We start from the raw sequence: 23,608 nt of genomic DNA on the forward strand, positions 1-23,608 counted from the left end.
GTCGCGTCGACCTGGAGATTGAGACCGATGGAAGAGCTGTTCCGCTCCTATTGGTGGTTGGCGTTCCCCCTGAGCTGGGGCGTGTTCGGCGTGTTTCAAAGCTGGCTGGCCTATCGCGCCCGCCACGACGCCCTGGACGTGCTGCGGTCCTACGCCGAGGCCGGTCGTGAGCCGCCGCCGGCGCTGGTGGCGCGGCTCAACGCCCGCTGATCCCAAGGTTCGAGCCAACATTTCGAGGCGCGCGACGCGCCTCCGGAGACCAAGACCATGGAAGACATGTTTCGACAGTTCTGGTGGCTGATCTTTCCGCTGAGCTGGTTCGTGTTCGGCGCCTATCAAAGCTGGCTGTCCTACAGGGCCAACCGCGACACCCTGGACCTGATCAAGACCTACGCGCAGTCGGGACGCGAACCGCCGCCGGAGCTGATGGCCAAGCTCAGCAAGCGCTGGAACGATGGCGACGATCTGGGCGAGGTGGACGACGACGACGACCGCTACCGCCGTCGTCACCGTCGCCGCCATTGGCGCCAGCACACCTGGTCCCGCGTGGCGCTGTTCGGCTGCCTCTGCGCCGGCTTCACCTACGCGGCGGTCACCGATCTCTACCAAGCCGGGCCGGCCTTCGTGATCGTGTCCTTCGTCATGGCCGCCCTGGCCGTGGCGGCGGCGGTGTCGATCCTGGTGGATCGAGGACCGCGGATCTGATGGACGGACCGCTCGTTCGGGCCGCGCGGGGCGGATCGCAGTCCGCCTTCGCGCGGCTCGTCACGGCGCACGAGCGGAGTCTGCGCGGGTTCCTGCGCAAGAGCGGCTTCAGCGACGCCGACGACATCGCCCAGGAGGCCTTCCTGGCGGCTTGGTCGAGCCTGGGCCGGTTGCGCGACGACGACGGCTTTCGCGCCTGGCTGTTCGGTATCGCCTGGCGCAAGGCGCTGGATCAGGGGCGCGCCGCCCGCCGCGCGGCTCATCGCGACGAGGTCTGGCGCGAAGAACAGGCGGCCGACGCGCCGCGCGAGGTCGATCCGGCCGACCGCCTGGCGCTGGAGGCGGCCCTGGCCGGCCTGCCGCCGGACCAGCGGGCCTGCGTCACCCTCTGCCTGGGCCAGGGTTGGTCGCACGGCGAGGCGGCGGAAACCCTGAACTTGCCGCTGGGCACCGTGAAGTCGCATGTGAACCGCGGACGTGAGAGACTGTTGGCCGTATTGGGAGTCCCGTCATGAGCCCCGAAGATCGTCTGGCCGCTTTCCTGTCCGCCGACGCCGCCCCGGCGCGGCCCGCGGTGGACGCCGCGTTCGTCGCCGAGGTGATGCAGCGGGTGGCGCGGCGGGAACTGCAGGTCAAGCTGGCCTCGGCCGCTGTCACCGCGCTGGCCGCCGGCGCGGTGCTGTGGGCCTGCGCGCCGGTGCTGAACCTGGCGGTCCAAACCCTGGCGCCCGTCCTGCTGCCGGCGGCCGGCATCCTGACCCTGGCGGCGGCCGCCGGCCTGCTGGGCGCGCAGGTCCTGACCCGCCGCTAGCCTTACGAAAGTTTCATCCGACCCGGCGCCTCCAATCGCCATGGCCCAGGTCTCTTACTTACAGAAGGCGAGGGTGACACGCTCCGCCAAGCATTCGAGGGGACTTAGGTCATGGACGCTGAAGTTCTGGTTCCAATCGGCTTTTTTACGATGATCGCCGCGATCGTCATTGTGCCGAACTATCTGCGGGTGCGTGAGCGCCAGGAAATGCAGGCGACGGTCCGTTCCGCCATCGAGAAGGGACAACCGCTGCCGCCCGAACTGATCGACGCCCTGTCCAAGGACGTCCGGTCGCGGACTGTGCCGTCGGCCCACCGCGACATGCGGATCGGCGTGATTCTCCTGGCGGTCGCCGCCGGCATCGCGCTGACGGGCGTTGCTTTAGGCGGGATCAACGACAACGCCATGTTCGGCACGGTCAGCGGCGCCGCCGTGCCCGGCATGATCGGCGTGGCCTTCGTCATCCTCAGCTTCTTCAACCCCAACAAGCGTCCGCCTGAGGCTTGAGCGCGGACAAGGGGGAGAGGGGACCACGCTCATGGGCATTGAACGCCCACCCACCGGCCACGACGTCGAGCTGGCCGCCCTGGCGGCGGCCGGCGACCGGCGGGCCTTCGGCGAGCTGGTGCGCCGCCACGGCTCGGCCGTGCGGGGCCTGCTGCGCCGGCTGGGGGCCGATCCGGCCACCGCCGACGACATCGCCCAGGACGCCTTCCTGGTCGGCTACGAGCAGATCGCGGACTATCGCGGGGAGGGGGCCTTCGCGGGCTGGATCAAGAAGATCGCCGCGCGGCTCTACCTGCGCAAGGTCAAGCGGGAGGCGCGGTTCGTGCTGACCGAGGCGCCGGAGGACGAGGCTCCCGTGGGATCGGACGGTGCGGCCGCGAGCGCCGATCGTCTCGATCTGGACGAGGCGCTCAAGTCTCTGTCCAAGGCCGAGCGCCTGTGCGTGTCGCTTTGCTACGGGGCCGACTGGTCGCACACCGAAGCGGCCGAGGCCTTGAACATCCCCCTTGGGACGGTCAAATCCCATGTCAAACGTGGTCTGGATAAACTCAGAGTCCGGATGGCCGCGCCATCCGAAAACGGATCGAACGACTCCGCGAGGAGGGAAAGCCATGGCTGACCAGGATTTCGAAACCCAACTTGCGCGTCTCTACGGCCAGGCGCCGGTGTTTCGCGACGCCGAGCTGTTCGCCCAGCAGGTGACCCAGAAACTGGATCGCGGCTGGGCGCTGCGCCGCGTGCTGATCGGCGCGACCGGCGTCGTGGCGGGGGTGGCCGCCGCCGTCCAGCTGGTCGGGGCGCGGTTCGCCGACGAGTTCGCGCAGATGTCGAAGGAGGGTGCGGACCAACTGAACCTGGGCGTGGACAAGCTGACCCACCGTTACGATCAGCTGTTCAGCCTGGGCGGTTCCGAGACCCTCTGGGTGGGCGCGGCCCTGGCCATCCTGGCGCTGGCCTTCGCCGTGACCCGGCTGGTGGATGAGGTCTAGAACCTGTCGACAGCTGACGGCCTTGGATTGAATTCCTCGTCCTTCGACAAGCTCAGGATGAGGAATTCCCGCCCTACCACTCGCCCTCATCCTCAGCCTGTCGAAGGACGAGGGCGGCGCCTCGACGCCAAACGCCTGACGGTCCACAGACCTGGGTCGCGGTCCGCCGGACTTTTCACTGATAATGTTGCGGCGCCGAACGATCTGGCGGAAAACGGCAGGCGTTTTTCGCTGGAGTGCTGATCCTGTCCGCCCATCGTGAAGAGAAAGTCCGTCGCCTGGCGGCTCCCGACATCGCCGCGCGCAAGGGCGGCGAGCCCATCGTCTGCCTGACGGCCTACACCGCGCCGGTCGCCGCGGCCCTGGACGAGGCCTGCGACCTGCTGCTGGTCGGCGACTCGCTGGGGATGGTCGTCCACGGCCTGCCCAACACCGTCGGCGTGACGCTGGAGATGATGATCCTGCATGGCCAGGCTGTGATGCGCGGCTCGCGCAAGGCCATGGTGGTGGTCGACATGCCGTTCGGCTCTTACGAGGGCGCGCCGGAGGAAGCCTACGCCAATGCGGTGCGGATCATGAAGGAAACGGGCTGCCAGGCGGTCAAGGTCGAGAGCGGCCCCACCGTGCCCGCCACCATCGCCTACCTCGTACAGCGCGGCATTCCAGTCATGGGCCATGTCGGCCTGCGGCCCCAGGCGGTTCTGGTCGACGGCGGTTTCAAGGCCAAGGGCAAGGACGAAGCCGGACGGCTGAAGGTGCTGGAGGAGGCCCGCGCCACGGCGGAGGCCGGCGCCTTCGCCGTGGTCGTCGAAGGCGTGGCCGAGGGCCTGGCGCGCGACGTCACCGCCGCGATCTCGGTCCCGACCATCGGCATCGGCGCCTCGGCCGGCTGCGACGGCCAGATCCTGGTGGTCGACGACATGCTGGGGCTGTTCGACTGGGCGCCGAAGTTCGTGCGCCGCTACGCCGACCTGAAGGGCGAGATCGAGCGCGCCGCCGCCGACTACGCCCGCGACGTCAAGGCCCGCACCTTCCCCGGCGAGGCCGAGACCTACTACGCCAAGAAGGGCTAGGACCAAGAAGAAGGGCGAAGGCGCCGGTTCCGCCCCGTTGCGGCTGGCCCGGACACGCTATAGGTTCGCCGCCTCGGTGGGTCCGCTCACCATGGTTTTCATTTCGCGTGTCGATTCCGGAGCGATCCGGCGTCGACGCCTCAGGGCGCTGTTTCGCCCTCTATCGGAGCCTCGTTCGTGGTCGATGTGTTTGACGAGGTCGAAGAGCAGCTGCGCTCCGACCGCTACAAGTCCCTCGCGCTGAAGTCGCTGCCCTGGCTGGGCGCGCTGGCCGCGGCGGCGGTTCTTGGCGTTGGCGGCTGGATGGGCTGGACCAGCTATCAGGAGAACCTGACCAACAAGGCCACGGAAGCTTACCAGGCGGCCCTGACCACCGGCCAGAAGTCAGGCCCGGTCGCGGCGTTCCCGGCGTTCGAGGCGATCTCCAAGACGGGCACGCCCGTCTACAAGGCCCTGGCCCTGCTGCAGATGGGCGGCGTGCGCCTGGAGCAGAACAAGACCGCCGAGGCGGTGGCCTATTTCGACCAAGCGGCCAAGCTTTCGCCCGATCCGGTGCTGGCCGACCTCGCCGGCCTCAATTCCGCCTTGGCGCTCATCGACACGGCTCCTTACAAAGACGTCGAGGCGAGGCTGACCCCGTTGATGGGCGAGAAGAGTCCCTATCGCGTGCAGGCGAAGGAAGCGCTGGCCTTCGCCAAGCTGCGGGCCGGCGACCTGGCCGGCGCGCGCGGCGACTTCCTGGTGCTGTCCAGCTCGCTCGACAACTCGTCCGACGAAATCCGCGAGCGGGCCCGCGGCGCCATGGCCATGATGGATTCCGGCTCCGCCAAGGACCTGCCGGCCGTCGTCAAGGCCGCCATGGCCCTGCCGCCGTCCGCCGCGCTCTCGCTCCCGACCGGCCCGCAGGCCGACGTCGCCCCCAATACCGCCCAATGAGCCGACGCCCCATGACGACCAAGCGCTATCTGCTTCTCACCGCGATGATGACCGCCGCGGTGTCGGTGGCGGGCTGTTCGACGATTTCCAAGCTCAACCCCTTCGACAAAAAGGAAGCCAACAAGACCCTGGCCACCCAGGGGCAGCGGATCTCGGTCATCGCCTTCGACCAGAAGGTCGAGCCGGCCGAAGCCCTGAAGGGCGCCGACTTCTTCCTGCCCGAGCCGACCGTCCAGGCCGACTGGCCGCTGCCGGGCGGCAACGCCGAGCAGTCGGTCGAGCACGTGGCGGCCGCCGCCAATTTCGACATCGCCTGGCGCAAGGGTTTTGGCCAGAAGGCCAACCGCAAGTATCACGTGACCGCGCCGCCGGTGGCCGCCGACGGCAAGATCTTCGTGATGGACGGCGAGGCTACCGTCAGCGCCATCGACGCCAAGAGCGGCTCGACGATCTGGCGCAAGGACCTGCGTCCCGCCAAGGCGCCCGGCAAGAAGCGGGGCTTCTTCGGCATCGGCGGCAGCGCGGCCGACCGTACCGGCTTTGGCGGCGGCGTCGCCTACGCCAACGGCAAGCTCTATGTCTCGTCCGGCTTCCGCTTCGTGGCCCAGCTTGACGCCGCCACCGGCGCGGAAGCCTGGCGCCAGCAGACCAGCACGCCGGTCCACGCCGCGCCCACCGTGGCCGACGGCCGGGTGTTCGTGATCTCGACCGACAACGAACTCTTGAGCTTCAACGCCGCCGACGGCGCGCCGGGCTGGACCTACCAGGCCCTGATCGAGCCGGCCCGCATCCTGGGGGCCACCAGCCCCGCCGTGAGCGGCGACACCGTCGTGGCCGGCTTCGCCTCGGGCGAACTGGTCGCCCTGCGCGCCAGCAACGGCAACGACTTGTGGAGCGAGGCGCTCAGCCGCGCCAGCCGCACCAACGCCCTGTCGGAAATCCGCGACATCGCCGGCCGCCCGGTGATCTTCAAGGGTGACGTCTTCGCCGTCAGCCACTCGGGCGTGTTCGCCGCGACCGACCTGCGCACGGGTCAGGCCCGCTGGAGCCTGCCGGTCACCGCCATCACCAGCCCCTGGGCTGCGGGCGACGTGGTCTTCGTGGTCGACAAGGCCGGCCAGGTGATCTGCGTCTCGCGCGAGGCCGGTCAGGTCTACTGGATCCGCGACCTCAACAACACCGACAAGCTGAGCAAGAAGCAGAAGAAGAAGCGCGCCAAGCACCCCGTCATCTGGTCGACCCCGATCCTGGCCTCGAACCGCCTGATCACCGTGTCGAGCGAAGGCCAGGCCGTGGCGCTGAACCCCAAGACCGGCGAAACGCTGAAGACGCTGAAGATTGGCCAGTCGGTCCTGCTGGGTCCGATCGCCATGGGCGATACGGTCTATCTGGCCACTGACGAGGCGGACCTGATCGCCATCCGCTAGACGTTTCCGGGTTTGCCCGGATCCACAATTCGAGCGCCGCGAACCCGGGCTGGTCCTCACCAGTCCGGGTTTGTCGCTTTTGTCCCCGAAATCGACTAATCACAGCCCATGCCTTTGAAACTCGCCATCGTCGGCCGCCCCAATGTGGGCAAGTCGACCCTGTTCAACCGTCTGGCCGGCCGCAAGCTGGCCCTGGTCGATGACCAGCCCGGCGTCACCCGCGACCGCCGGTTCGCCCACGGCCGCCTGGGCGACCTGGACCTCGAACTGATCGACACCGCCGGCTTCGAGGACGTCACCGACGAAAGCCTGGAGGCGCGGATGCGCGCCCAGACCGAGCTGGCGATCGACGAGGCCGACGTCAGCCTGCTGGTGTTCGACGCCCGCGAGGGCTTGACGCCGCTGGACCGGATCTTCGCCGAGATCCTGCGCAAGCGGAACAAGCCGGTGCTGGTGGCGGCCAACAAGTCCGAAGGCAAGGCCGGCGACCACGGCGCGGCCGAGGCCAATGTCCTGGGCCTGGGCGAGCCGATCCAGATCAGCGGCGAGCACGGCGAGGGCATGGCCGAGCTTTATGCGGCCTTGCTGTCCGTCGCGCCGGAAGAGCTGCAGACCGACCACGACGAGTTGGACGACGACAAGCCGATCAAGATCGCCATCGTCGGCCGTCCCAACGCCGGCAAGTCGACCCTGATCAACCGCCTGATCGGCGAGCAGCGCCTGCTGACCGGCCCGGAAGCCGGCATCACCCGCGATTCCATCTCGGTCGACTGGGACTGGGGCGGGCGCAAGGTGCGGCTGGTCGACACCGCCGGCCTGCGCAAGAAGGCCAAGGTCAACGAGAAGCTCGAAAAGCTCTCGACCGGCGACACCATCCGCTCGATCACCTTCGCCGAGGTCGTCCTGCTGGTGATGGACGCCACCCATCCGTTCGAGACCCAGGACCTGCAGATCGCCGACCTGGCCGAGCGGGAAGGGCGCTGCGTGGTCTTCGTGCTGGCCAAGTGGGACCTGGTCGAGGATCCCGGCGCGACCCTCAAGGGTTTCATTGAGCACGCCGAGCGCATGCTGCCCCAGCTGCGGGGCACGCCCGTGATCGCGCTGTCGGGCGAGACCGGCAAGGGCGTGGAACGGCTGATGCCGGCCGTGCTCAAGAGCCACAAGGACTGGTCGACCAAGGTCAAGACCCGCGACCTGAACGACTGGCTGCAGATGGCCATGCAGCGCCACCCGCCGCCCAGCGTCGGCGGCAAGCGCATCAAGCCCAAGTACATGGCCCAGACCAAGGCCCGCCCGCCGACCTTCGTGCTGTTCTCCAGCCGCGCCGACCAGATGCCCGAGCAGTATCGGCGCTACCTGATCAACAGCCTGCGCGAGAGCTTCGACCTGCCCGGCGTGCCGCTGCGCATCACCCTGAAGTCCGGCGCCAACCCCTATGCCGAGGGCGAGGCCAAGGGCCACTCCGGCAAGGGCAAGCGGGAGTTCGAGCGCAAGGAACGCGAGAAGGAGCGGATCCGCGCCTCGCGCAACACCGTCAAGAAGTCGGTGCGCGTCGCCGAAGCCGCGGCCGCCGCCGCCGCCCAGGCCGCGGGCCTGCCCGTCCCGGCCCCGAGCGCCGGCAAGCCCGCCTCGAAGGCGTCCAAGGCGCCCAAGCCCGCCGAGATCGCCGCGGCGCCAGCCGTCGAGCCGGGCAAGGCGGCGGTCAAGTCAGTCAAGAAGCAGGGGCCCCGGGCCCAGAAGAAGTCGACCACGCCCAGCTACAAGGTCGGTTTTAAGGCCGCGGGCGGCAAGGCGGCCGGCTCCAAGACCGCGGCGCGTCGCCCCGTGGCCGGCGCCCGCACCGTGCGCGGCAACAAGGCGCCGCCGAAGGGACGCTGAGTCGCTCTGGAACGGCGGCGTGGGCGGGGCCATTTCCGATGGCATGGACCCGCGACAAGCCAGCCTGTTCGACGACCCCGCGCCGGGACCGCCCGGCTTCGCCTACCGGCCCGAGGTGATCGACCGGGACGAGGAAGCCGCGCTGGCCGAGGCCTTTGCCGGGCTCGACCTGCGGGCTTTCGAGATGCGGGGCTATGTGGCTCGACGCCGCGTGGCTTCGTTCGGCCGGCGCTATGAAGGGGCGGGGCCGGGGCTGGAGGATGGTCCGCCGATCCCGGACTTCCTGCTGGCCTTGCGCCGCAAGGCGGCGGCGTTCGCCGGTCTGACGCCGGACGAACTGGTTCACGCCCTGATCAATGAATATCCGCCCGGCGCGCCGATCGGCTGGCATCGCGACAGGCCAGCATTCGGACGGGTCGTCGGGTTCTCGCTGTTATCGCCGTGCGTCATGCGCTTTCGACGACCGCGCGAGGCGAGGTGGGAGCGGCGCTCCCTGACCTTGGAGCCACGCTCGGCCTATGGGCTGGCGGGGGAAGCCCGGTCGGTCTGGGAGCACAGCATCCCGCCGGTCGAGGCCCTGCGCTACTCGATCACCTTTCGCACCCTGGCCTAGAATTCTTCCCATTCCGGCGCGACCGCGGCGTTGGATCCCGGACGCATCTGGGGAACGGCGCGGGTCGTGGGGCGGGGGGCTTCAACCGCGCGGGCCGTGGCGGTCGGACGCCCGGAGCGACGAGCGGCGTCGCCGGTCTGGAAGCGCGACACCAGCTCGGCCAGCGCGCCGGACTCGGAGCGCATGTTGGAGGCCGCGGCCGTGGCCTGCTCGACCATGGCGGCGTTCTGCTGCGTCACCTGGTCCATCTGGTTGACGGCGGAATTGACCTGGTTGAGGCCGGTGGCCTGTTCCTGCGAGGACTGGGCGATCCCGGAGATCAGGGTGTCGATCTCGGCCACCTTGCCGACGATGCCGCTCAGCGCCTGGCCCGTGTCGCCGACCAGCTGGACGCCGCGCGCCACCTGAGACGTGCTGTTGGCGATCAGGGTCTTGATCTCCTTGGCCGCTTCGGCCGAGCGTTGGGCCAGGGCCCGGACTTCCTGGGCCACGACGGCGAAGCCGCGGCCGGCGTCGCCGGCGCGGGCGGCCTCGACCCCCGCGTTCAGGGCCAGGAGGTTGGTCTGGAAGGCGATCTCGTCGATGACGCCGATGATCTGGGTGATCTGCCCCGAGCTTTGCTCGATCTCGCCCATGGCGGCGACCGCGTCCCGCACGACCTCGCCGGAGCGGGCGGCCTGCTGGCGGGCGCTGGACGCGGCGGTCGAGGCCTCTTTGGCTCCGGCGGCGCTGCGGCGGACGGTGGCGGTGATCTCGTCCAGGGCGGCGGCGGTTTCCTCCAGCGAGGCGGCTTGCTGCTCCGTGCGGCGCGACAGGTCGTCCGAGGCCGAGGCGATCTCGTCGGAACTGGCGCGCAGCCCCTCGGTGGAGTCGACGATCTGGCTCATCGCCGAGCGCAAGCTGTCGACGGCGGCGTTGAAGTCTTCCTTGATCGGCAGGAAGCGGCCTTCGAAGGTCTCGGTGATCCGGGCGGTCAGGTCGCCGGCCGCCAGGCGCTTGAGATAGGTGGCCAGCGAGCAGACGACGGCGCTCTGCTCGGCCTCGGCCTGCCGGCGTTTCTCGTTGTCGATGCGCTCCAGCTCGGCCTGGGTGATGTCGACAGCGAACTTGATGACCTTGCAGGGCTTGCCGGCGGCATCGAAGATCGGGTTGTAGTTGCCCTGGATCCAGACGTCCTTGCCGCCCTTGCCCACGCGCTGGAACTTGTCGGAAAAGAACTCGCCGCTCGCCAGGCTGGCCCAGAAGGCCTTGTACTCGGCGCTGCGCCCATAGGCCGGATTCACGAACATCTCGTGGTGGCGGCCGACGATTTCGTCCAACGAATAGCCGACGGTGTCGAGGAAGTTCTTGTTGGCCGTGATGATCGTGCCATCCAGCTGGAACTCGATCATCGCCTGGGAGCGATCGATCGCCGCGACGGTGGCCTCAAGATCCGCGAGCCTCTGAGCCGCCTTAGGGTCAGGACGTTTGGTCGAAAACAGCGACATGGATGCATTCCCCCGAGGGAGCGCCCAATCGAAGGTTTTCCCCGCACGTGAAACGTGCGTCGGCGGCGTTGAGGAGAGGTTAACCTTGGCGCTTGCGACTACACGTGATGCTGCGGCAGTTTGGCGCAAGTCAATCTATGGGCGCGGTTCTCCGGGGGGAGGCGCAGACCTGCTCGTACGCCACAAGGCGCGGACATCGTGTCGTTAATCGTCCAAAAGTCGACACGCGGCTTGCCGGCCACCTGGAATGTGAAGGCCTCCGGGGAGAGCGTTCGCCAAGTTAAACATCAACGACAGAACGAGAGTGGCGCCGTCAGCCGACGCTGGCGGACTCCTGGCCACGTTCCTTGAACCGCACCACGCCCTTGGGCGGCTCACGATCGGGACGCGACAGGTCGACGATCAACGGGACGATGGTCTCGGGCGCGGGCACGGTCTGGGGATCCTCGCCGGGGAAGGCGCCGGCTCGCATGCGGGTGCGCATGGCGCCGGGATCGACGCAGACAGCGCGCACCGTGGTGTTCTCCATCTCGTCGTCATAGCAGCCCACAATGGCCTCCAGCCCAGCCTTCGAGGCCGCATAGCCGCCCCAAAAAGCCCGGTGGGTTTTGGCGAGGCTGCTGGTCAGGAAGATGGCCCGGCCGGCCTCGGCGCGGCGCAGCAGCGGGTCCATGGACCGGATCAGACGCCAGTTGGCCGTCAGGTTGGTGGCCATGATCATGTCCCAGCCCTTGGGGTCCAGGTGACCCACGGGCGTCAGGGCGCCCAGCACGCCGGCGGCCCCCACCAGGACGTCAAGCTTGCCGTAGCGCTCGTAGAGGGCCGCGCCCAGCTGGTCCAGGCCGTCGGGCTCGCGCAGGTCCAGGGGGACCAGGGTGGCGTGCTCCGCGGTGGCGGCGAAGATCGCATCGTCGAGCGCCTCCAGGGCGCCTTGAGTGCGCCCCACCGCCACCACGTGGGCGCCGGCCTGGGCCAGGCCCAGCGCGATAGCCTCGCCGATCCCGCGGGTGGCGCCGGTCACGAGGGCGATGCGGCCGGCCAGCGGCTTTTCGGAGTCGGAAGTCATGGGCGGGTTCTAGGGGTTAAGCAGAGCGATGGAAACCGCCGATCAGGCCTCGTCCGCCGGCCGCGCGCCATAGCGCTGGGCGATCACCGAGCAGGCCATCAGCTGGATCTGGTGGAACAGCATCAGCGGCAGGACCAGGATGCCGGCCGTGGCCCCGGGGAACAGGATGCCGGCCATAGGCACGCCGGTGGCCAGGCTCTTCTTGGAGCCGCAGAACACGATGGCCACCTCGTCGGGCTTGGAGAAGCCCAGGGCCCGCGAGCCGAACACCGTGGCGGCCATGACAACGGCCAGCAGCGCGGCGCAAACCGCCAGCAGCAGGAACAGTTCGGGAATCGAGACGATCTTCCAGATGCCGCCGACCACGGCGGCGCTGAACGCCGAATAGACCACCAGCAGGATCGAACCGCGGTCCACCTGGCCCACCAGAGCCTTGTGCTTCTCGATCCAGGGGCCGACCCAGGGCCGCAACAGCTGGCCGGCTACGAACGGAACCAGAAGCTGGACGACGATCGACTGGACCGAGTCCCAGCCGCCCACGTCGCCATGAGCCTGCATCAGCACGCCCACCAGCACCGGCGTCAGGAAGATGCCCAGCAGGTTCGAGGCCGAGGCCGCGCAGACGGCGGCGGCCACATTGCCCCGGCCGATCGAGGTGAAGGCGATCGACGACTGCACGGTCGAGGGCAGGCAGCACAGGAACAGCATGCCGCTCGACAGGGTGGGCGACAGCACGCCGGATCGGCTGATCAGCAGGCCCAGAGCCGGGAACAGTACGAAGGTGAAGGCCAGAATCGTCAGGTGCAGGCGCCAGTGGGTCAGGCCCGCGACCACGGCTTCGCGCGACAGCTTGGCGCCGTGCAGGAAGAACAGCAGGGCGATGGCGATCTTGACCACCCAGCCGACGATCATCGCCGCCTCGCCGCGCACCGGCAGCACCGAGGCCAGCACGACCATGCCGAACAAGGCCAGGATGTAGCCGTCGATCTTCAGCTTGGCGAGGAGGTCTTTGAGCAAACGCGGCATCCTTGCGGCGACGCCTGCGTCCTTCGAGGCCGCTGCGCGGCGCCTCAGGACGAGGGCTTCAGAATTTGGCTAAACGCTCCTCATCCTGAGGCGCGAACCATCGCGAGCGTCGTAGGACGCGGGAACTAGGCGCTGACCAGCAGCGACAGCTGCTTTTCGGCCTGGTCGTTGCGGCCCTCGGCGATCTCGCGATCGGTCAGGCGGGTGGGATAGTCCCCGGTGAAGTAGTGGTCGGTGAACTGCGGACGCGCCGGGTCGCGCGGACCGGCTTCCAGCGCCTGATACAGGCCGTCGACCGACAGGAAGCCGAGCGAGTCCACTTCCAGGAATTTGGCCATCTCCTCCAGCGACTTGGTGGCCGCCAGCAGCTGTTCCCGCTCGGGCATGTCGATGCCGTAGAAGTCAGGCCACTTGATCGGCGGACTGGCCGAGCGGAGGTGTACCTCCCGGGCGCCGGCCTCGCGGACCATGCGGACGATCTTCAGCGAGGTGGTGCCGCGCACGATCGAGTCGTCGATCAGGATCACGCGCTTGCCTTCCAGCACGGCGCGGTTGGGGCTGTGCTTCATGCGCACGCCCAGTTCGCGCACGCCCTGGGTGGGCTGAATGAAGGTGCGGCCCACATAGTGGTTGCGGATGATGCCCAGGTCGAACGGCAGGCCGCTGGCCTGCGCGTAGCCGATGGCGGCGGGGACGCCGCTGTCTGGCACCGGCACCACGACGTCGGCCTCGACGCCGGTCTCCTCGGCCAGGCGCTGGCCCATGCGCTTGCGGACGTCATAGACCGAGCGGCCGTTCACGACGCTGTCGGGGCGGGCGAAGTAGACGTATTCGAACACGCAGGGGCGTGCGGCGACGTTCTGGAAGGGCCGAAGCGACTTCACGCCGGTCTCGGAGATCACCACCATCTCGCCGTGCTCGACGTCGCGCACGAAGCGGGCGCCGATCATGTCCAGGGCGCAGGTTTCGGACGCCAGGACGGGCTTGCCGTCCAGGTCGCCCAATACCAGCGGGCGGATGCCCAGCGGGTCGCGCAGGCCGATCATCTTCTTGTTGGTGATGGCCACGATCGCGTAGCCGCCCTCGATCTGGCCGACGGCGTCGATGAAGCGGTCGACGATCCGGGCTTTCCGCGACCGGGCGATCAGATGAAGGATCACTTCGCTGTCGCTGGTCGACTGGAAGATCGCGCCCTCCTGCACCAGGCGCTCGCGCAGGGTCAGGAAGTTGGTCAGGTTGCCGTTATGGGCGATGGCCACGCCGCCGGTCTCGAGATCGGCGAACATCGGCTGGACGTTTCGGATGCCGCTGCCGCCGGCCGTGGAATAGCGGGTGTGGCCGATGGCCATGCCGCCGGGCAGGCGCTGGACCAGGTCGTTGCCGGTGAAGGCGTCGCCCACGTGGCCCATGTGGCGCTCGGTGTGGAAACGCTGGCCGTCGAAGGCGGCGATGCCGCAGGCCTCCTGGCCGCGATGCTGCAGGGCGTGCAGGCCCAGCGCCGTCACCGCGGCGGCGTCGCGCACGTCATAGACGCCGAAGACCCCGCATTCGAGCCGCAGGGTGTCGTCCTCCGGATCACGCCACGGCTTGGACGAGAAGCGGTCGGTCGACTGGCCGAAGGACGTCATCGCGATTTCTCCACCAGGTCGTCGAGCGAGCGACGCTGGTCCTTATCATAACCCGGATCGCCCGACTTGCGGTCGGACGGTTTGTCGCTGGCGCCGTCGTGGACGGCGTCCTCAATGGCGGGCGCCAACTTTCCGGCCAGGCCCGCGCCCTTCGGAGCGAACACCTTCAGCACGCGGCCGGCGGCGTTGGACAGCGGATACAGCGCCGACTTCGACATCCAGCTGGGCACGCGGTCGGGCGGGGTGGCCATGTGGAACACCAGGCTGAACACCCCCAGCACCACCAGGCCGCGCAGCAGGCCGAACGCCAGGCCCATCAACCGGTCCAGCGTGCCCAGCGCGCCGTCGGCGTGCAGGGTCTTGGTGATCTGGGCGCCGATCAGGCGCAACAGCACGAAGGCGATCACGAAGGTGACCAGGATCGCGGCCGCCGTGGCCGCCCAGTCGGGGTCCATCAGGCCGCGGAACAGCGGTCCGGTGACCCGCAGCGCCAGGAGCGAGAGCAGGGCGGCGACGATGAACGACAGGGCCGAGGTCAGCTCGCGCGAGGCGCCCCGGGCGAAGCCGACCAGGGCCGAGACCAGCAGGATCAGGCCGAAGATGATGTCGAACGGCGTCACGTCAGCTGGCCCCAGATCTCGTCGCCGATGCGGCGCACGGCGTCGGCCAGGCGCGCGACGCCCGCCACGGGCAGGGCTCCGCCGCCTTCGGGCAGGCCCGACAACGGTCCCAGAGCTCGACCAAAGCCGAGTTTCGCGGCCTCTTTCAAACGTGTCTCCATACGGCTCACCGGCCGCACTTCACCGGACAGGCTGACTTCGCCGAACACGACGCAGTCCTGCGGCAGGGCGATGTCGAGGGCCGAGGAGGCCAGGGCCGCCGCCGCCGCCAAGTCCGCCGCCGGCTCGGTGATCCGCAGGCCGCCAGCGACGTTCAGATAGACGTCCTTGTTGCCAAAACCAAGGCCGCAACGCGATTCCAGCACAGCCAAAACCATGGCCAGCCGGCCAGAATCCCATCCGACCACCGCGCGCCGGGGCGTTCCGTACGCGGAGGGCGCGACCAGCGCCTGAAATTCGACCAGGACGGGTCGCGAGCCCTCGATGCCCGCGAACACCGCCGCGCCGGCCGCGCGCTCACCGCCCTCGTTCAGGAACAGGGCCGAGGGGTTCTTCACCTCGCGCAGCCCCGAGTCGCCCATCTCGAACACGCCGATCTCGTCGGTGGCCCCGAACCGGTTCTTGGCCCCGCGCAGCACCCGGAACGGATAGCCGCGCTCGCCCTCGAAGCTGAGCACCGCGTCGACCAGGTGCTCGACCACGCGCGGGCCGGCGATCTGGCCGTCCTTTGTGACGTGGCCGACCATCAGGATCGCCACGCCCTGCTTCTTGGCCAGGCGCACCAGCTCGCTGGCGCAGGCGCGGACCTGCGTGACCGTGCCCGGCCCGGCCTCGTGGGCGTCGCTCCACAGGGTCTGGATCGAGTCGATGACCACAAGATCGAACTTCTCGCGCTTCAGGCCGTCTAGGATGTCGCGCAGGCTGCTCTCGGCGGCCAGCTTCACGGGAGCCTGGGCGAAGCCCATGCGGTCGGCCCGGCCGCGGATCTGGGCCACGGCCTCCTCGCCGGAGATATAGGCGCAGTGGACGCCGCTCAGCGACGCCTTGGCCATCACCTCCAGCAGCAGGGTGGACTTGCCCACGCCGGGGTCGCCGCCGATCAGGATGGCCGAACCGGGCACGACGCCGCCGCCGCAGACCCGGTCGAACTCGTCGACGCCCGTGATGATCCGGGGCGGGGCGGGGGTGTCGCTCTCCAGGCCGGTGAACTGCAGGCCGCGCACCCGCGTGGCCTTGGTGCTCGACAGGGCTCCGGGCGCACGGGCCCCGACCTCCTCGACCAGGCTGTTCCAGCTCTGGCAAGCCGAGCACTGACCCGACCATTTGGTCGAGACCGCGCCGCAGGACTGGCAGGCGTAGACGGCGCCGTCGCGGGCCATGGATGCTCCTGATTCGAAGATGACGGGAGACTACAGCCTGGCGCTCCCCTGCGCCAAAGACGGACGCATCGTCCGAGCGGACGAACCCTTGTCACGGAACGATGTTCTCAACCTCCCATGGTGATGGTTATACAGGGACGACGTCGGGGGACGTTCAGGATTCGCGGAGGAGCGATCGTATGACTGTCATTGAACCCCAGGCGGGCTCGTCCGATCTCGTCGGCCGCGTGAAACGCCTGCTGCTGTCGCCTTCGGCCGAGTGGGAGCGCATCGACGCCGAGCCGGCGACGATCAAGGGGCTGTATGTCGGCTATGTCTGCATCCTGGCCGCGATCCCGCCGGTCGCCGGCCTGATCGGCGGACAGGTGTTCGGCATCGGCGGCTTCGGCTTCCACATTAGGCCGCCGCTGGTCTCGTCCGTCGTCAGCGCCGTGATCGCCTATGGCCTGAGCCTGCTGTCGGTGTTCCTGGTGGCGCTGATCATCGACGCCCTGGCCCCCAGCTTCGATGGCCAGAAGGACCGGGTCCAGGCGTTCAAGGTCGCGGCCTACAGCTACACCGCCGCCTGGGTGTTCGGAATTTTGGGGATCTTCCCGCCGCTCGTCATGATCGGCGCCCTGGCCAGCCTCTATGGCTTCTACCTGCTCTATCTCGGCCTGCCCAAGCTGATGAAGGCGCCCAGCGAAAAGGCGCTGGGCTATACGGCCGTCACCATCCTCTGCGCGATCGTGCTGTCGATCGTCATCGCGGCGATCACCGGCGCCGTGGCCGGCGCGGCGATGTTCGGCTCCGGCCTGGCCAGCCACGCCGCCAACACCGGCACCATGTCCGGCACGATGGAGGTCAACGGCGCCAAGGTCGACCTGGGCAAGCTGGACGCGGCCAGCAAGAAGATGGAGGCCGCCGCCGCCCGGATGGAAGCGGGCAAGAACGCCCCGTCCGTGCCGGCCGAGACCTTGAAGGGCTTGCTCCCCGGCGCGGTCGCCGGCTTCGAGCGCACGGGCCTGGAGACCAATTCGGGCGGGGCCGGCGGCATGTCGATGGCCGTCGCCACCGGCGACTACCAGAAGGACGGCGCCAGCTTCCGCCTGGCGGTGACCGACCTGGGCGCGATGGCCGGCATGGCCGCCTTGGCCAGCGCGGTCAACGCCCAGTCCACCAAGGAAACCCAGACCGGCTACGAGAAGTCGGGCACGGTGGATGGCCGCCTGACCACCGAGGAGTGGGACCGGGAGGCCAAGTCCGGCCGCTACAGCATCCTGGTCGGCGAGCGCTTCTCGGTCGAGGCCAACGGCAACGCCGACAGCATCGACGTGCTGAAGCAGGCCGTGGCGTCCGTGGACGCCGGGCGACTGGAAGGGCTGGCGCGCTAGCTCTAGCCGCCCTTGATCACGCGTCGCGCCCGGGGCGCGATGCGGGTCAGCAGTTCGTAGGCCGTGGTTCCGGCGGCGGCGGCGGCCTCGTCGACCGGCAAGTCGGGGCCGATGATCTGCATCATGGCGCCGGGGCGGGCGGCGTCGCAGTCGGTGATGTCGACGGCGATCAGGTCCATCGACACCCGGCCCAGCATCGGCCGCCGGGCGCCGTCGAACCACACCGATCCCCGCGGATGGGCGGCGCGCGGCACGCCGTCGGCGTAGCCGGCCGCCAGGATGGCCACGCGCGTGGTGTCCTGGGCGGTGAAGGCCGCGCCGTAGCCGATGCTTTCGCCGCGCGGCACGACCCGGGCCTGGAGGATCGGCGCTTCCAGCGTCGCCACCGCCTTGATCCTCGTGTCGGGAACATCGCGCGGGCCGCCGCCATAGAGGCTGATCCCCGGACGACATTGGTCGAAGCGGAAGGCCTCGCCCAGGAAGATCCCGCCCGAATTGGCCAGGCTGCGACGGGCGTCCGGGAACAGGGCCGCGGCCTCGACGAAGCGCGCCCGTTGGCGCGCGTTCAGCGGATGGTCGGGCTCGCCGGCGCAGGCCAGGTGGCTGATCACCAGGGTGATGTTCAGGAACTTCAGCCGGTCCATCGCTCCCACCAGAACCGCGGCCTCCTCGGGGCGCAGGCCCAGGCGGTTCATGCCGGTGTCGATGTGCAGGGCGGCGTCCAGCACGCGGCCGCGGGCATGGCTGTTCCAGGCTTCGATCTGCGGCAGGCTGTTGAGCACCGGCGTCAGGCCGGCCGCCTCGATGGCCGGGGCCGCGCCGGGCGTGACGCCGTCCAGCAGATAGATCGTCGCCGCGCGGTCGCCTAGCGACCGGCGTAGGGCGACGCCTTCCGACAGGCGGGCGACATAGAAGCTCCGCGCGCCCTCGTCCCACAGCCGCCCGGCCACCAGGGCCGCGCCGAGGCCGTAGCCGTCGGCCTTGACGGCCGGCGCGATCTCGGCCCCGCCGGCGGCGGCCCGGAGCAGGGCGTGGTTGGACGCCAGGGCGTCCAGATCGAGGGTGAGGCGGCTGGCTTCGGTCACGGGGCAGGGCGTAGCCGAGCGCGCCGCGCAAGGCCAGTCCAGATCCTGAGGATCTTCAGCGGCGGGCCAGGAAGTCGGTCGCCAAGCTCTCGACGCCGCTGGCCAGGATCTGGACGCCGATGCACAGCAGCAGGAACGCGACCAGCCGCGACATGACCCGCGCGCCGGAGACGCCGAGCAAGGCCATCACTCGGTCCGAAGCCCGATAGAGGCCCCAGATCGACAGGGCCACCGCCAGCGCCGCCAGGCTGGCGCCGAGGAAGAACGGGATCACGGTGTGTCCGCCCGCCGGCCGCTGGGACGACAGGGCGATGGCCACCGCGATCGAGCCCGGTCCGGTCGTGAACGGCATGGTCAGCGGGAAGAAGGCAATGTCGTCGGTCTTGCGCTCAGCGGGCGAGGCCGCGTCGCTCTTGCGGTCCTCGTGCGCCTCGGGCTCCATCAGCAGGCCCCAGGCGCGGATCGCCACCACCAGGCCGCCGGCCACGCGCAGCGCGCCCAGGCTGACCCCGAAGAAGTTGAGGATGTAGCCGCCCAGCAGCAGCGACCCCAGCAGGATCAGCAGCGCGTTGACGGCGATCCGCAGGGCCAGCCGCCGCCGCTCGTGCGGGGTGCGGTCGGCCAGCACCTGGTGGAAGATCAGCGAGGCGCCGACCGGATTGACGATCGAGAACAGCGCCGGAAAGGCCAGCAGGAACGCGCCGACCACCGTGGAGGTCGGCAGGGGATTGAAGTCCATTCGCGGCCTCGTTCAGCGGGTCCTGGCACCGTGGCGCAGTCCCGTCGCCCACGTCAAACCCACTGTCGCTATTCGTCCGAGCCGCTGCGCATCTGGTGGAAGTAGTGGTCGCGGGCCAGGTTGCCGAAGCGGGTGGTGTCGCTGTTGAACGACAGGCGCACGGTGCCGATGGGGCCGTGACGCTGCTTGGCGATGATCACCTCGGCCAGGCCCTGCAGGCGGTCCATGTCCTCCTGCCACTGCAGGTGCTCGGGCGTGCCCTCGCGCGGCTCGGAGCGGCCGACATAGTAGCTCTCGCGATAGACGAACCAGACCATGTCGGCGTCCTGCTCGATCGAACCGGATTCGCGAAGGTCGGACAGCTGCGGGCGCTTGTCCTCGCGCTGCTCGACCTGGCGCGACAGCTGCGACAGGGCGATGACCGGGCAGGCCAGCTCCTTGGCCAGGGCCTTCAAGCCCATGGTAATCTGCGAGACCTCCTGCACGCGGTTGGCGTTCGAGCCCAGGTCCGAGCCGGTGACCAGCTGCAGGTAGTCGACGACGATCAGGTCCAGGCCGACCTGGCGCTTCAGGCGACGGGCCCGGGCGGTCAGCTTGGCGATCGAGATGCCGCCGGTGGCGTCGATATAGAGCGGGGCTTCCTGCAGCTCGATGGCCGCGTCGCGCACCCGGCCGAACTCCGACGCGTCGATCTCGCCCTTGCGGAGCTTGTCGCCCGAGACGCCCGAGGCGTCGGCCAGCATACGCAGGGCCAGCTGTTCGGCGCTCATTTCCAGCGAGTAGAAGGCCACGACGCCGCCGCTGACCGTCTTTTTGGTGCCGTCCGGCTGGGGCTCCCAGGCGTACTTCTTGGCGACGTTGAAGGCGATGTTGGTCGCCAGCGCCGTCTTGCCCATCGACGGTCGGCCGGCCAGGACGATCAGGTCGGAGGGGTGCAGGCCGCCGATCTTGGTGTCCAGGTCGATCAGGTCGGTGGCCAGGCCCGACATGCCGCCGTCGCGGCTGTAGGCCTCGGCGGTCATCTCGACGGCGCCGCGCAGGGCGTCCCCGAAGCTGACGAAGCCCGAACTGGCCGTGCCGCTTTCGGCCAGGGTGTAGAGCTGCTGTTCGGCCGCCTCGATCTGGTCGCGGGCCGGCAGCTTGACGTCGTCCTTGCCGACGCCGCCGTGGGCGGTGGAGGCGATCTCGCCGCCAATGCGGATCAGGTCGCGGCGCAGGGCCAGGTCGAACACCGCACGCGCATAGTCGCCGACATTGGCGGCCGGCGGGGCGCGGTCGACCAGGTCGGCCAGGTAGCGCAGGCCGCCCAGCTCCTCGAACGCCGGGTCGTGCTTGAACTCATCGGCCAGCAGGATCGGCTCGGCCAGCTGGCCCTTGCGGATGTGGGTCTCGATCGAGCCGAACAGCCGTTGGTGGAAGGGCTCGTAGAAGTGGCGGCCCTGCAGGCTGTCGGTCAGGCGTTCGTAGGCGGCGTTATCGTACAGCAGCACGCCCAGCAGGGCCTGTTCGGCTTCCAGGTTGTGCGGCGCGACGGCGACGACGATGTCGCCCATCGGCTGAGGTGGGCGAAGGTCTAGAGCAGGGACGAGGGACATTGCCACAGGTTAACGCGGAGCCGGATTTTTCGCGCGGACGCAGCGGGGCGTCGGCGAAGATGAACGGGGATATTCTGTGTATGTTCTGACGGCCCGCTCCGTCAGATCCGGACGCATGAAAACGGCGCGGGAATCGCTTCCCGCGCCGCTTCGATTCGGTTTCGAAGACGCTCTACCAGTTGTAGCTGACCCGGGCGTACAGGAACCGGCCGTTGAAGCCGAACGGCGAGTAGCTGGGGAAGCCGATCGAGCCGCTGGGGCTGTTGATCAGGGCCGGGGTTTCGCGCGGGTACTGGTCGAACAGGTTGTTGACGCCCAGGGCCAGGCCCGCCGGGCCCAGCTTGTAGCGGCCTTCCAGGTCGACGATCGTGCGATGGCCCGTCTCGTAGTCCAGCGTCGGGTTGTTGTTGGGGACCAGGACGCTGTCATAATAGGTCGCCTTGGCCGTGACGCCGAAATCGCCCAGGCTCCAGTCGGTGTTGAACACGAACTTCTGGTTCGGAGTGCCTTCCTCGTAGGTCAGGACGTTGCCGCGGTCGAACAGGAAGGGCGGCTGGCTGACATTGGTGATGGTCGGCAGGCTGGGCGTCTTTCGCACGTCGGTGCCGTTGAAGTTGGCGGCCACGGTGAAATCGTAGCGGCCGGCCGTCTCGGTCTCCAGCTTGTAGCGACCGACGATGTCGACGCCCCGGGTCCGGGTCTCCACCCCGTTGAGGAAGAACCGTGCGGCGCTGACGCCATAGCTGGATAGCAAGTCGGTGATCACCGTCGCGGTCGCCGCCGGGGTCGACGGGTTGGGCAGGTTCTCCGACAGCACGATCCGATCGTCGATGTCGATCTGGTAGGCGTCGATGGTCAGTTCGAACGGACCGGTGTGGAAGACGATGCCGGCCGAATAGTTCATCGACTCCTCGGCCTTCAGCGGTTTGGCGCCCAGCGCCACGGCGATCGGGCTGTCGACCGTGAAGGTGCCCGACTCGACCAGGATCGAGCCCGTCGGGGTCGCGACGTTGTTGGTGGCGGTATAGCTGAAGTACTGCTGCTGCAGGGCAGGGGCCTTGACGCCGCTGGAGATCGCCGCTCGCACGGCCAGCGCGTCGTCGACGTCGAAGCGGGCCGCCAGCTTGCCGGTGACCTTCGAGCCGAAGTCCGAATAGTCCTCGTAACGCGCGGCGGCGTCGAACGACAGGCGCTGCGTCAGCTTGCCTTCCAGATCGACATAGGCGCTGACGTTGTGCCGGGTCTTGTCGACCTCGTTGGAGGGGCGGAAGCCGCCGAAGCCCTGTGAGACGGGCGCGCCGGGCAGCGGCCCCTTGCTGTAGGAGGCCGGCTCGCCCTGGTGGACCGAGAAACCTTCCTCGCGATATTCCAGGCCGAAGCCCAGGTTGGTCGGCTCGATCAGGCCCAGGTCGAAGCCCTTGCTCATGTTCAGATTGACCAGGAACTGGTCGTAGTCGAGCCCGCCCGCCTTGAAGGTGCGAGGCGAGGTCGCGCCATAGGTCGAGTTGATGGTGTTCTTGATCGTGTATTCCAGCTTGTTCTTGCCGTAGCTGACGCCCAGGTCGGTGGCGAAGCCGCCCAGCTCGCCCTTGATCCCGCCAGCGATGTTGTAGTCGTCGATCTCGGTGGCGATGATCGGTAGGAAGCCGCCCGGATAGACGGCCGGAACGTTGTTGGAATTGTTGTAGGTCCGCGCCGTGGCGGCGGATTCGGTGTCGCGATGCTGGTAGCCGCCGTAGCCGTACAGCGACCAGGTCTCGTTCACCGGCAGGCCGGCGTTAAGGTAGACGGCGCTGCTCTCCAGCTTGGGATCGCCGTAGCGGCCCAGCACGACCGGGCGGGCGTAGTCGGGGGCCGAGGCTAGGTTGACATAGTCCGATCGGTTGGTGGGGTGGCGGGTCACATATTCGCCCATCACCGTCAGGAAGCCGTCCTTGCCCAGGGGCAGGCCCTGCCACAGGGAGAGCGACTGGGTCAGGCCGTCGTGAGCCTTGCGGCTGCCGCGAGCGGTGTCGACGTCGGTGTCGTAGATCCCGTAGTTGTAGGTCGCGCCGCCGCCGGTGCGAGCCTCGCGCAGGCGCAGGTTGATGACCCCGGCGATGGCGTCGGCGCCGTACTGGGCCGAGGCGCCGTCGCGCAGCACTTCCACCCGTTCCACGGCGACCGTCGGGATCGAGTTGAGGTCGAAGGCGGTCGAGCCCCGGCCGATCGAGCCGTTGATGTTCACCAGGGCGCCGATGTGGCCGCGCATGCCGTTGATCAGCACCAGGGTCTGGTCGGGAGCCAGACCCCGCAGGGTGGCCGGACGCACGTGGTCGGTGCCGTCGGTGATGGCCGGCCGCGGGAAGTCGATGGCCGGGGTCAGGTTGGACAGCGCCTGGGCCAGTTCGGCGCCGCTGCCCTGGCGGGCCAGGGCCTGGCCGCCGATCACGTCGACCGGCGCGATGGTGTCCAGCCGCGTGCGGCCGGGCGTGCGGGTCCCGGTGACGACCAGTTCCTCGACCTCGGTGGCCGCGGCGGGCTCCTGGGTTTGGGCGGCGGCGAAGGTCGGAAGCTGCAGGAGCGCTCCGGCCGAGACGGCGGCCAGCAGAAGGTTACGACTGCGCATGTGGTTTATTCCCCTACGTTTTGCACGCAGCGTTTTCGCTTTGCGCGCGAGTTACTCCCGCAG

23 protein-coding genes are annotated in these 23,608 nt (G+C 68.8%); 13 read left to right on the forward strand and 10 right to left on the reverse strand.

The genetic code is table 11. From position 1 onward, the window contains the following. Positions 1-27: 27 nt before the first annotated feature. The 12 genes from G3M57_RS12345 to G3M57_RS12400 all read left to right on the forward strand — a co-directional run bounded on the left by G3M57_RS12345 (position 28) and on the right by G3M57_RS12400 (position 8,939). Positions 28-210, forward strand: coding sequence for a hypothetical protein (locus G3M57_RS12345; RefSeq protein WP_163230847.1), 183 nt, complete (start codon positions 28-30; stop codon positions 208-210). A gap of 57 nt (positions 211-267) precedes the next feature. Further along, positions 268-705: a hypothetical protein gene (locus G3M57_RS12350; RefSeq protein ID WP_056751125.1), complete on the forward strand. Its 438-nt coding sequence runs from the start codon at positions 268-270 to the stop codon at positions 703-705. Next, positions 705-1,220, forward strand: coding sequence for an RNA polymerase sigma factor (locus tag G3M57_RS12355; protein ID WP_163230849.1), 516 nt, complete (start codon positions 705-707; stop codon positions 1,218-1,220). Before G3M57_RS12350 ends, G3M57_RS12355 begins: the two co-directional genes overlap by 1 nt. Further along, positions 1,217-1,516: a hypothetical protein gene (locus G3M57_RS12360; RefSeq protein ID WP_163230851.1), complete on the forward strand. Its 300-nt coding sequence runs from the start codon at positions 1,217-1,219 to the stop codon at positions 1,514-1,516. The genes G3M57_RS12355 and G3M57_RS12360 overlap by 4 nt, the downstream gene beginning before the upstream one ends. Positions 1,517-1,627: 111 nt before the next feature. Then, positions 1,628-2,023: a DUF6249 domain-containing protein gene (locus tag G3M57_RS12365; protein WP_163230853.1), complete on the forward strand. Its 396-nt coding sequence runs from the start codon at positions 1,628-1,630 to the stop codon at positions 2,021-2,023. Between the two features lie 31 nt (positions 2,024-2,054). Beyond that, complete coding sequence (locus G3M57_RS12370) at positions 2,055-2,642, forward strand: RNA polymerase sigma factor (protein ID WP_163230855.1); 588 nt, start codon at positions 2,055-2,057, stop codon at positions 2,640-2,642. Continuing rightward, a complete protein-coding gene (locus G3M57_RS12375; protein WP_056751109.1) occupies positions 2,635-3,012 on the forward strand; it encodes a hypothetical protein in 378 nt (125 codons plus the stop codon). Before G3M57_RS12370 ends, G3M57_RS12375 begins: the two co-directional genes overlap by 8 nt. A gap of 245 nt (positions 3,013-3,257) precedes the next feature. Next, positions 3,258-4,085 carry a 3-methyl-2-oxobutanoate hydroxymethyltransferase gene (gene panB, locus G3M57_RS12380; RefSeq protein WP_163233711.1) on the forward strand — a complete coding sequence of 276 codons (828 nt, stop codon included), beginning with the start codon at positions 3,258-3,260 and terminating at the stop codon, positions 4,083-4,085. A gap of 177 nt (positions 4,086-4,262) precedes the next feature. Further along, positions 4,263-5,021, forward strand: coding sequence for a tetratricopeptide repeat protein (locus G3M57_RS12385; RefSeq protein WP_056751106.1), 759 nt, complete (start codon positions 4,263-4,265; stop codon positions 5,019-5,021). Between the two features lie 11 nt (positions 5,022-5,032). Beyond that, complete coding sequence (locus G3M57_RS12390) at positions 5,033-6,448, forward strand: PQQ-like beta-propeller repeat protein (protein WP_373287652.1); 1,416 nt, start codon at positions 5,033-5,035, stop codon at positions 6,446-6,448. A gap of 108 nt (positions 6,449-6,556) precedes the next feature. Beyond that, on the forward strand, positions 6,557-8,326 hold the full coding sequence (der, locus tag G3M57_RS12395) for a ribosome biogenesis GTPase Der (RefSeq protein WP_056751100.1): 1,770 nt from the start codon (positions 6,557-6,559) through the stop codon (positions 8,324-8,326). 43 nt (positions 8,327-8,369) lie between these two features. After that, the gene (locus G3M57_RS12400) at positions 8,370-8,939 is read left to right on the forward strand and encodes an alpha-ketoglutarate-dependent dioxygenase AlkB (protein WP_163230857.1); all 570 of its coding nucleotides are present in this window, start codon (positions 8,370-8,372) and stop codon (positions 8,937-8,939) included. On the opposite strand, the gene G3M57_RS12405 is transcribed toward G3M57_RS12400, so the two are convergent. From G3M57_RS12405 to radA, 6 genes are all read right to left on the reverse strand, one after another. Then, positions 8,936-10,426: a methyl-accepting chemotaxis protein gene (locus tag G3M57_RS12405; protein WP_163230859.1), complete on the reverse strand. Its 1,491-nt coding sequence runs from the start codon at positions 10,424-10,426 to the stop codon at positions 8,936-8,938. The genes G3M57_RS12400 and G3M57_RS12405 overlap by 4 nt on opposite strands. Before the next feature lie 313 nt (positions 10,427-10,739). Continuing rightward, complete coding sequence (locus G3M57_RS12410) at positions 10,740-11,492, reverse strand: SDR family NAD(P)-dependent oxidoreductase (protein WP_163230861.1); 753 nt, start codon at positions 11,490-11,492, stop codon at positions 10,740-10,742. Between the two features lie 42 nt (positions 11,493-11,534). Next, a complete protein-coding gene (locus G3M57_RS12415; RefSeq protein ID WP_056751088.1) occupies positions 11,535-12,518 on the reverse strand; it encodes a bile acid:sodium symporter family protein in 984 nt (327 codons plus the stop codon). Positions 12,519-12,643: 125 nt separating this feature from the next. Beyond that, positions 12,644-14,146, reverse strand: coding sequence for an amidophosphoribosyltransferase (gene purF, locus G3M57_RS12420; protein ID WP_056751084.1), 1,503 nt, complete (start codon positions 14,144-14,146; stop codon positions 12,644-12,646). Then, positions 14,143-14,766, reverse strand: coding sequence for a CvpA family protein (locus G3M57_RS12425; protein ID WP_056751081.1), 624 nt, complete (start codon positions 14,764-14,766; stop codon positions 14,143-14,145). Before G3M57_RS12425 ends, purF begins: the two co-directional genes overlap by 4 nt. Beyond that, on the reverse strand, positions 14,763-16,145 hold the full coding sequence (gene radA / locus G3M57_RS12430; protein WP_056751076.1) for a DNA repair protein RadA: 1,383 nt from the start codon (positions 16,143-16,145) through the stop codon (positions 14,763-14,765). Before radA ends, G3M57_RS12425 begins: the two co-directional genes overlap by 4 nt. Before the next feature lie 179 nt (positions 16,146-16,324). Between radA and G3M57_RS12435 the strand changes: the two genes are divergently transcribed. Next, positions 16,325-17,518: a Yip1 family protein gene (locus G3M57_RS12435; protein WP_163230862.1), complete on the forward strand. Its 1,194-nt coding sequence runs from the start codon at positions 16,325-16,327 to the stop codon at positions 17,516-17,518. 2 nt (positions 17,519-17,520) lie between these two features. Here G3M57_RS12435 and alr read toward each other — a convergent pair whose 3' ends face one another. From alr to G3M57_RS12455, 4 genes are all read right to left on the reverse strand, one after another. After that, complete coding sequence (alr, locus tag G3M57_RS12440; protein WP_163230864.1) at positions 17,521-18,603, reverse strand: alanine racemase; 1,083 nt, start codon at positions 18,601-18,603, stop codon at positions 17,521-17,523. Positions 18,604-18,658: 55 nt separating this feature from the next. Continuing rightward, the gene (locus tag G3M57_RS12445; RefSeq protein WP_163230866.1) at positions 18,659-19,342 is read right to left on the reverse strand and encodes a MarC family protein; all 684 of its coding nucleotides are present in this window, start codon (positions 19,340-19,342) and stop codon (positions 18,659-18,661) included. Positions 19,343-19,410: 68 nt separating this feature from the next. Next, entirely contained in the window at positions 19,411-20,943 is a 1,533-nt protein-coding gene (locus tag G3M57_RS12450; protein ID WP_163230868.1) for a replicative DNA helicase, read from the reverse strand. A gap of 166 nt (positions 20,944-21,109) precedes the next feature. After that, the gene (locus G3M57_RS12455) at positions 21,110-23,545 is read right to left on the reverse strand and encodes a TonB-dependent receptor plug domain-containing protein (protein WP_056751062.1); all 2,436 of its coding nucleotides are present in this window, start codon (positions 23,543-23,545) and stop codon (positions 21,110-21,112) included. Positions 23,546-23,608: the final 63 nt, after the last annotated feature.

It is taken from the genome of Caulobacter rhizosphaerae, assembly GCF_010977555.1.
Classification (GTDB): Bacteria; Pseudomonadota; Alphaproteobacteria; order Caulobacterales; family Caulobacteraceae; genus Caulobacter; species Caulobacter rhizosphaerae.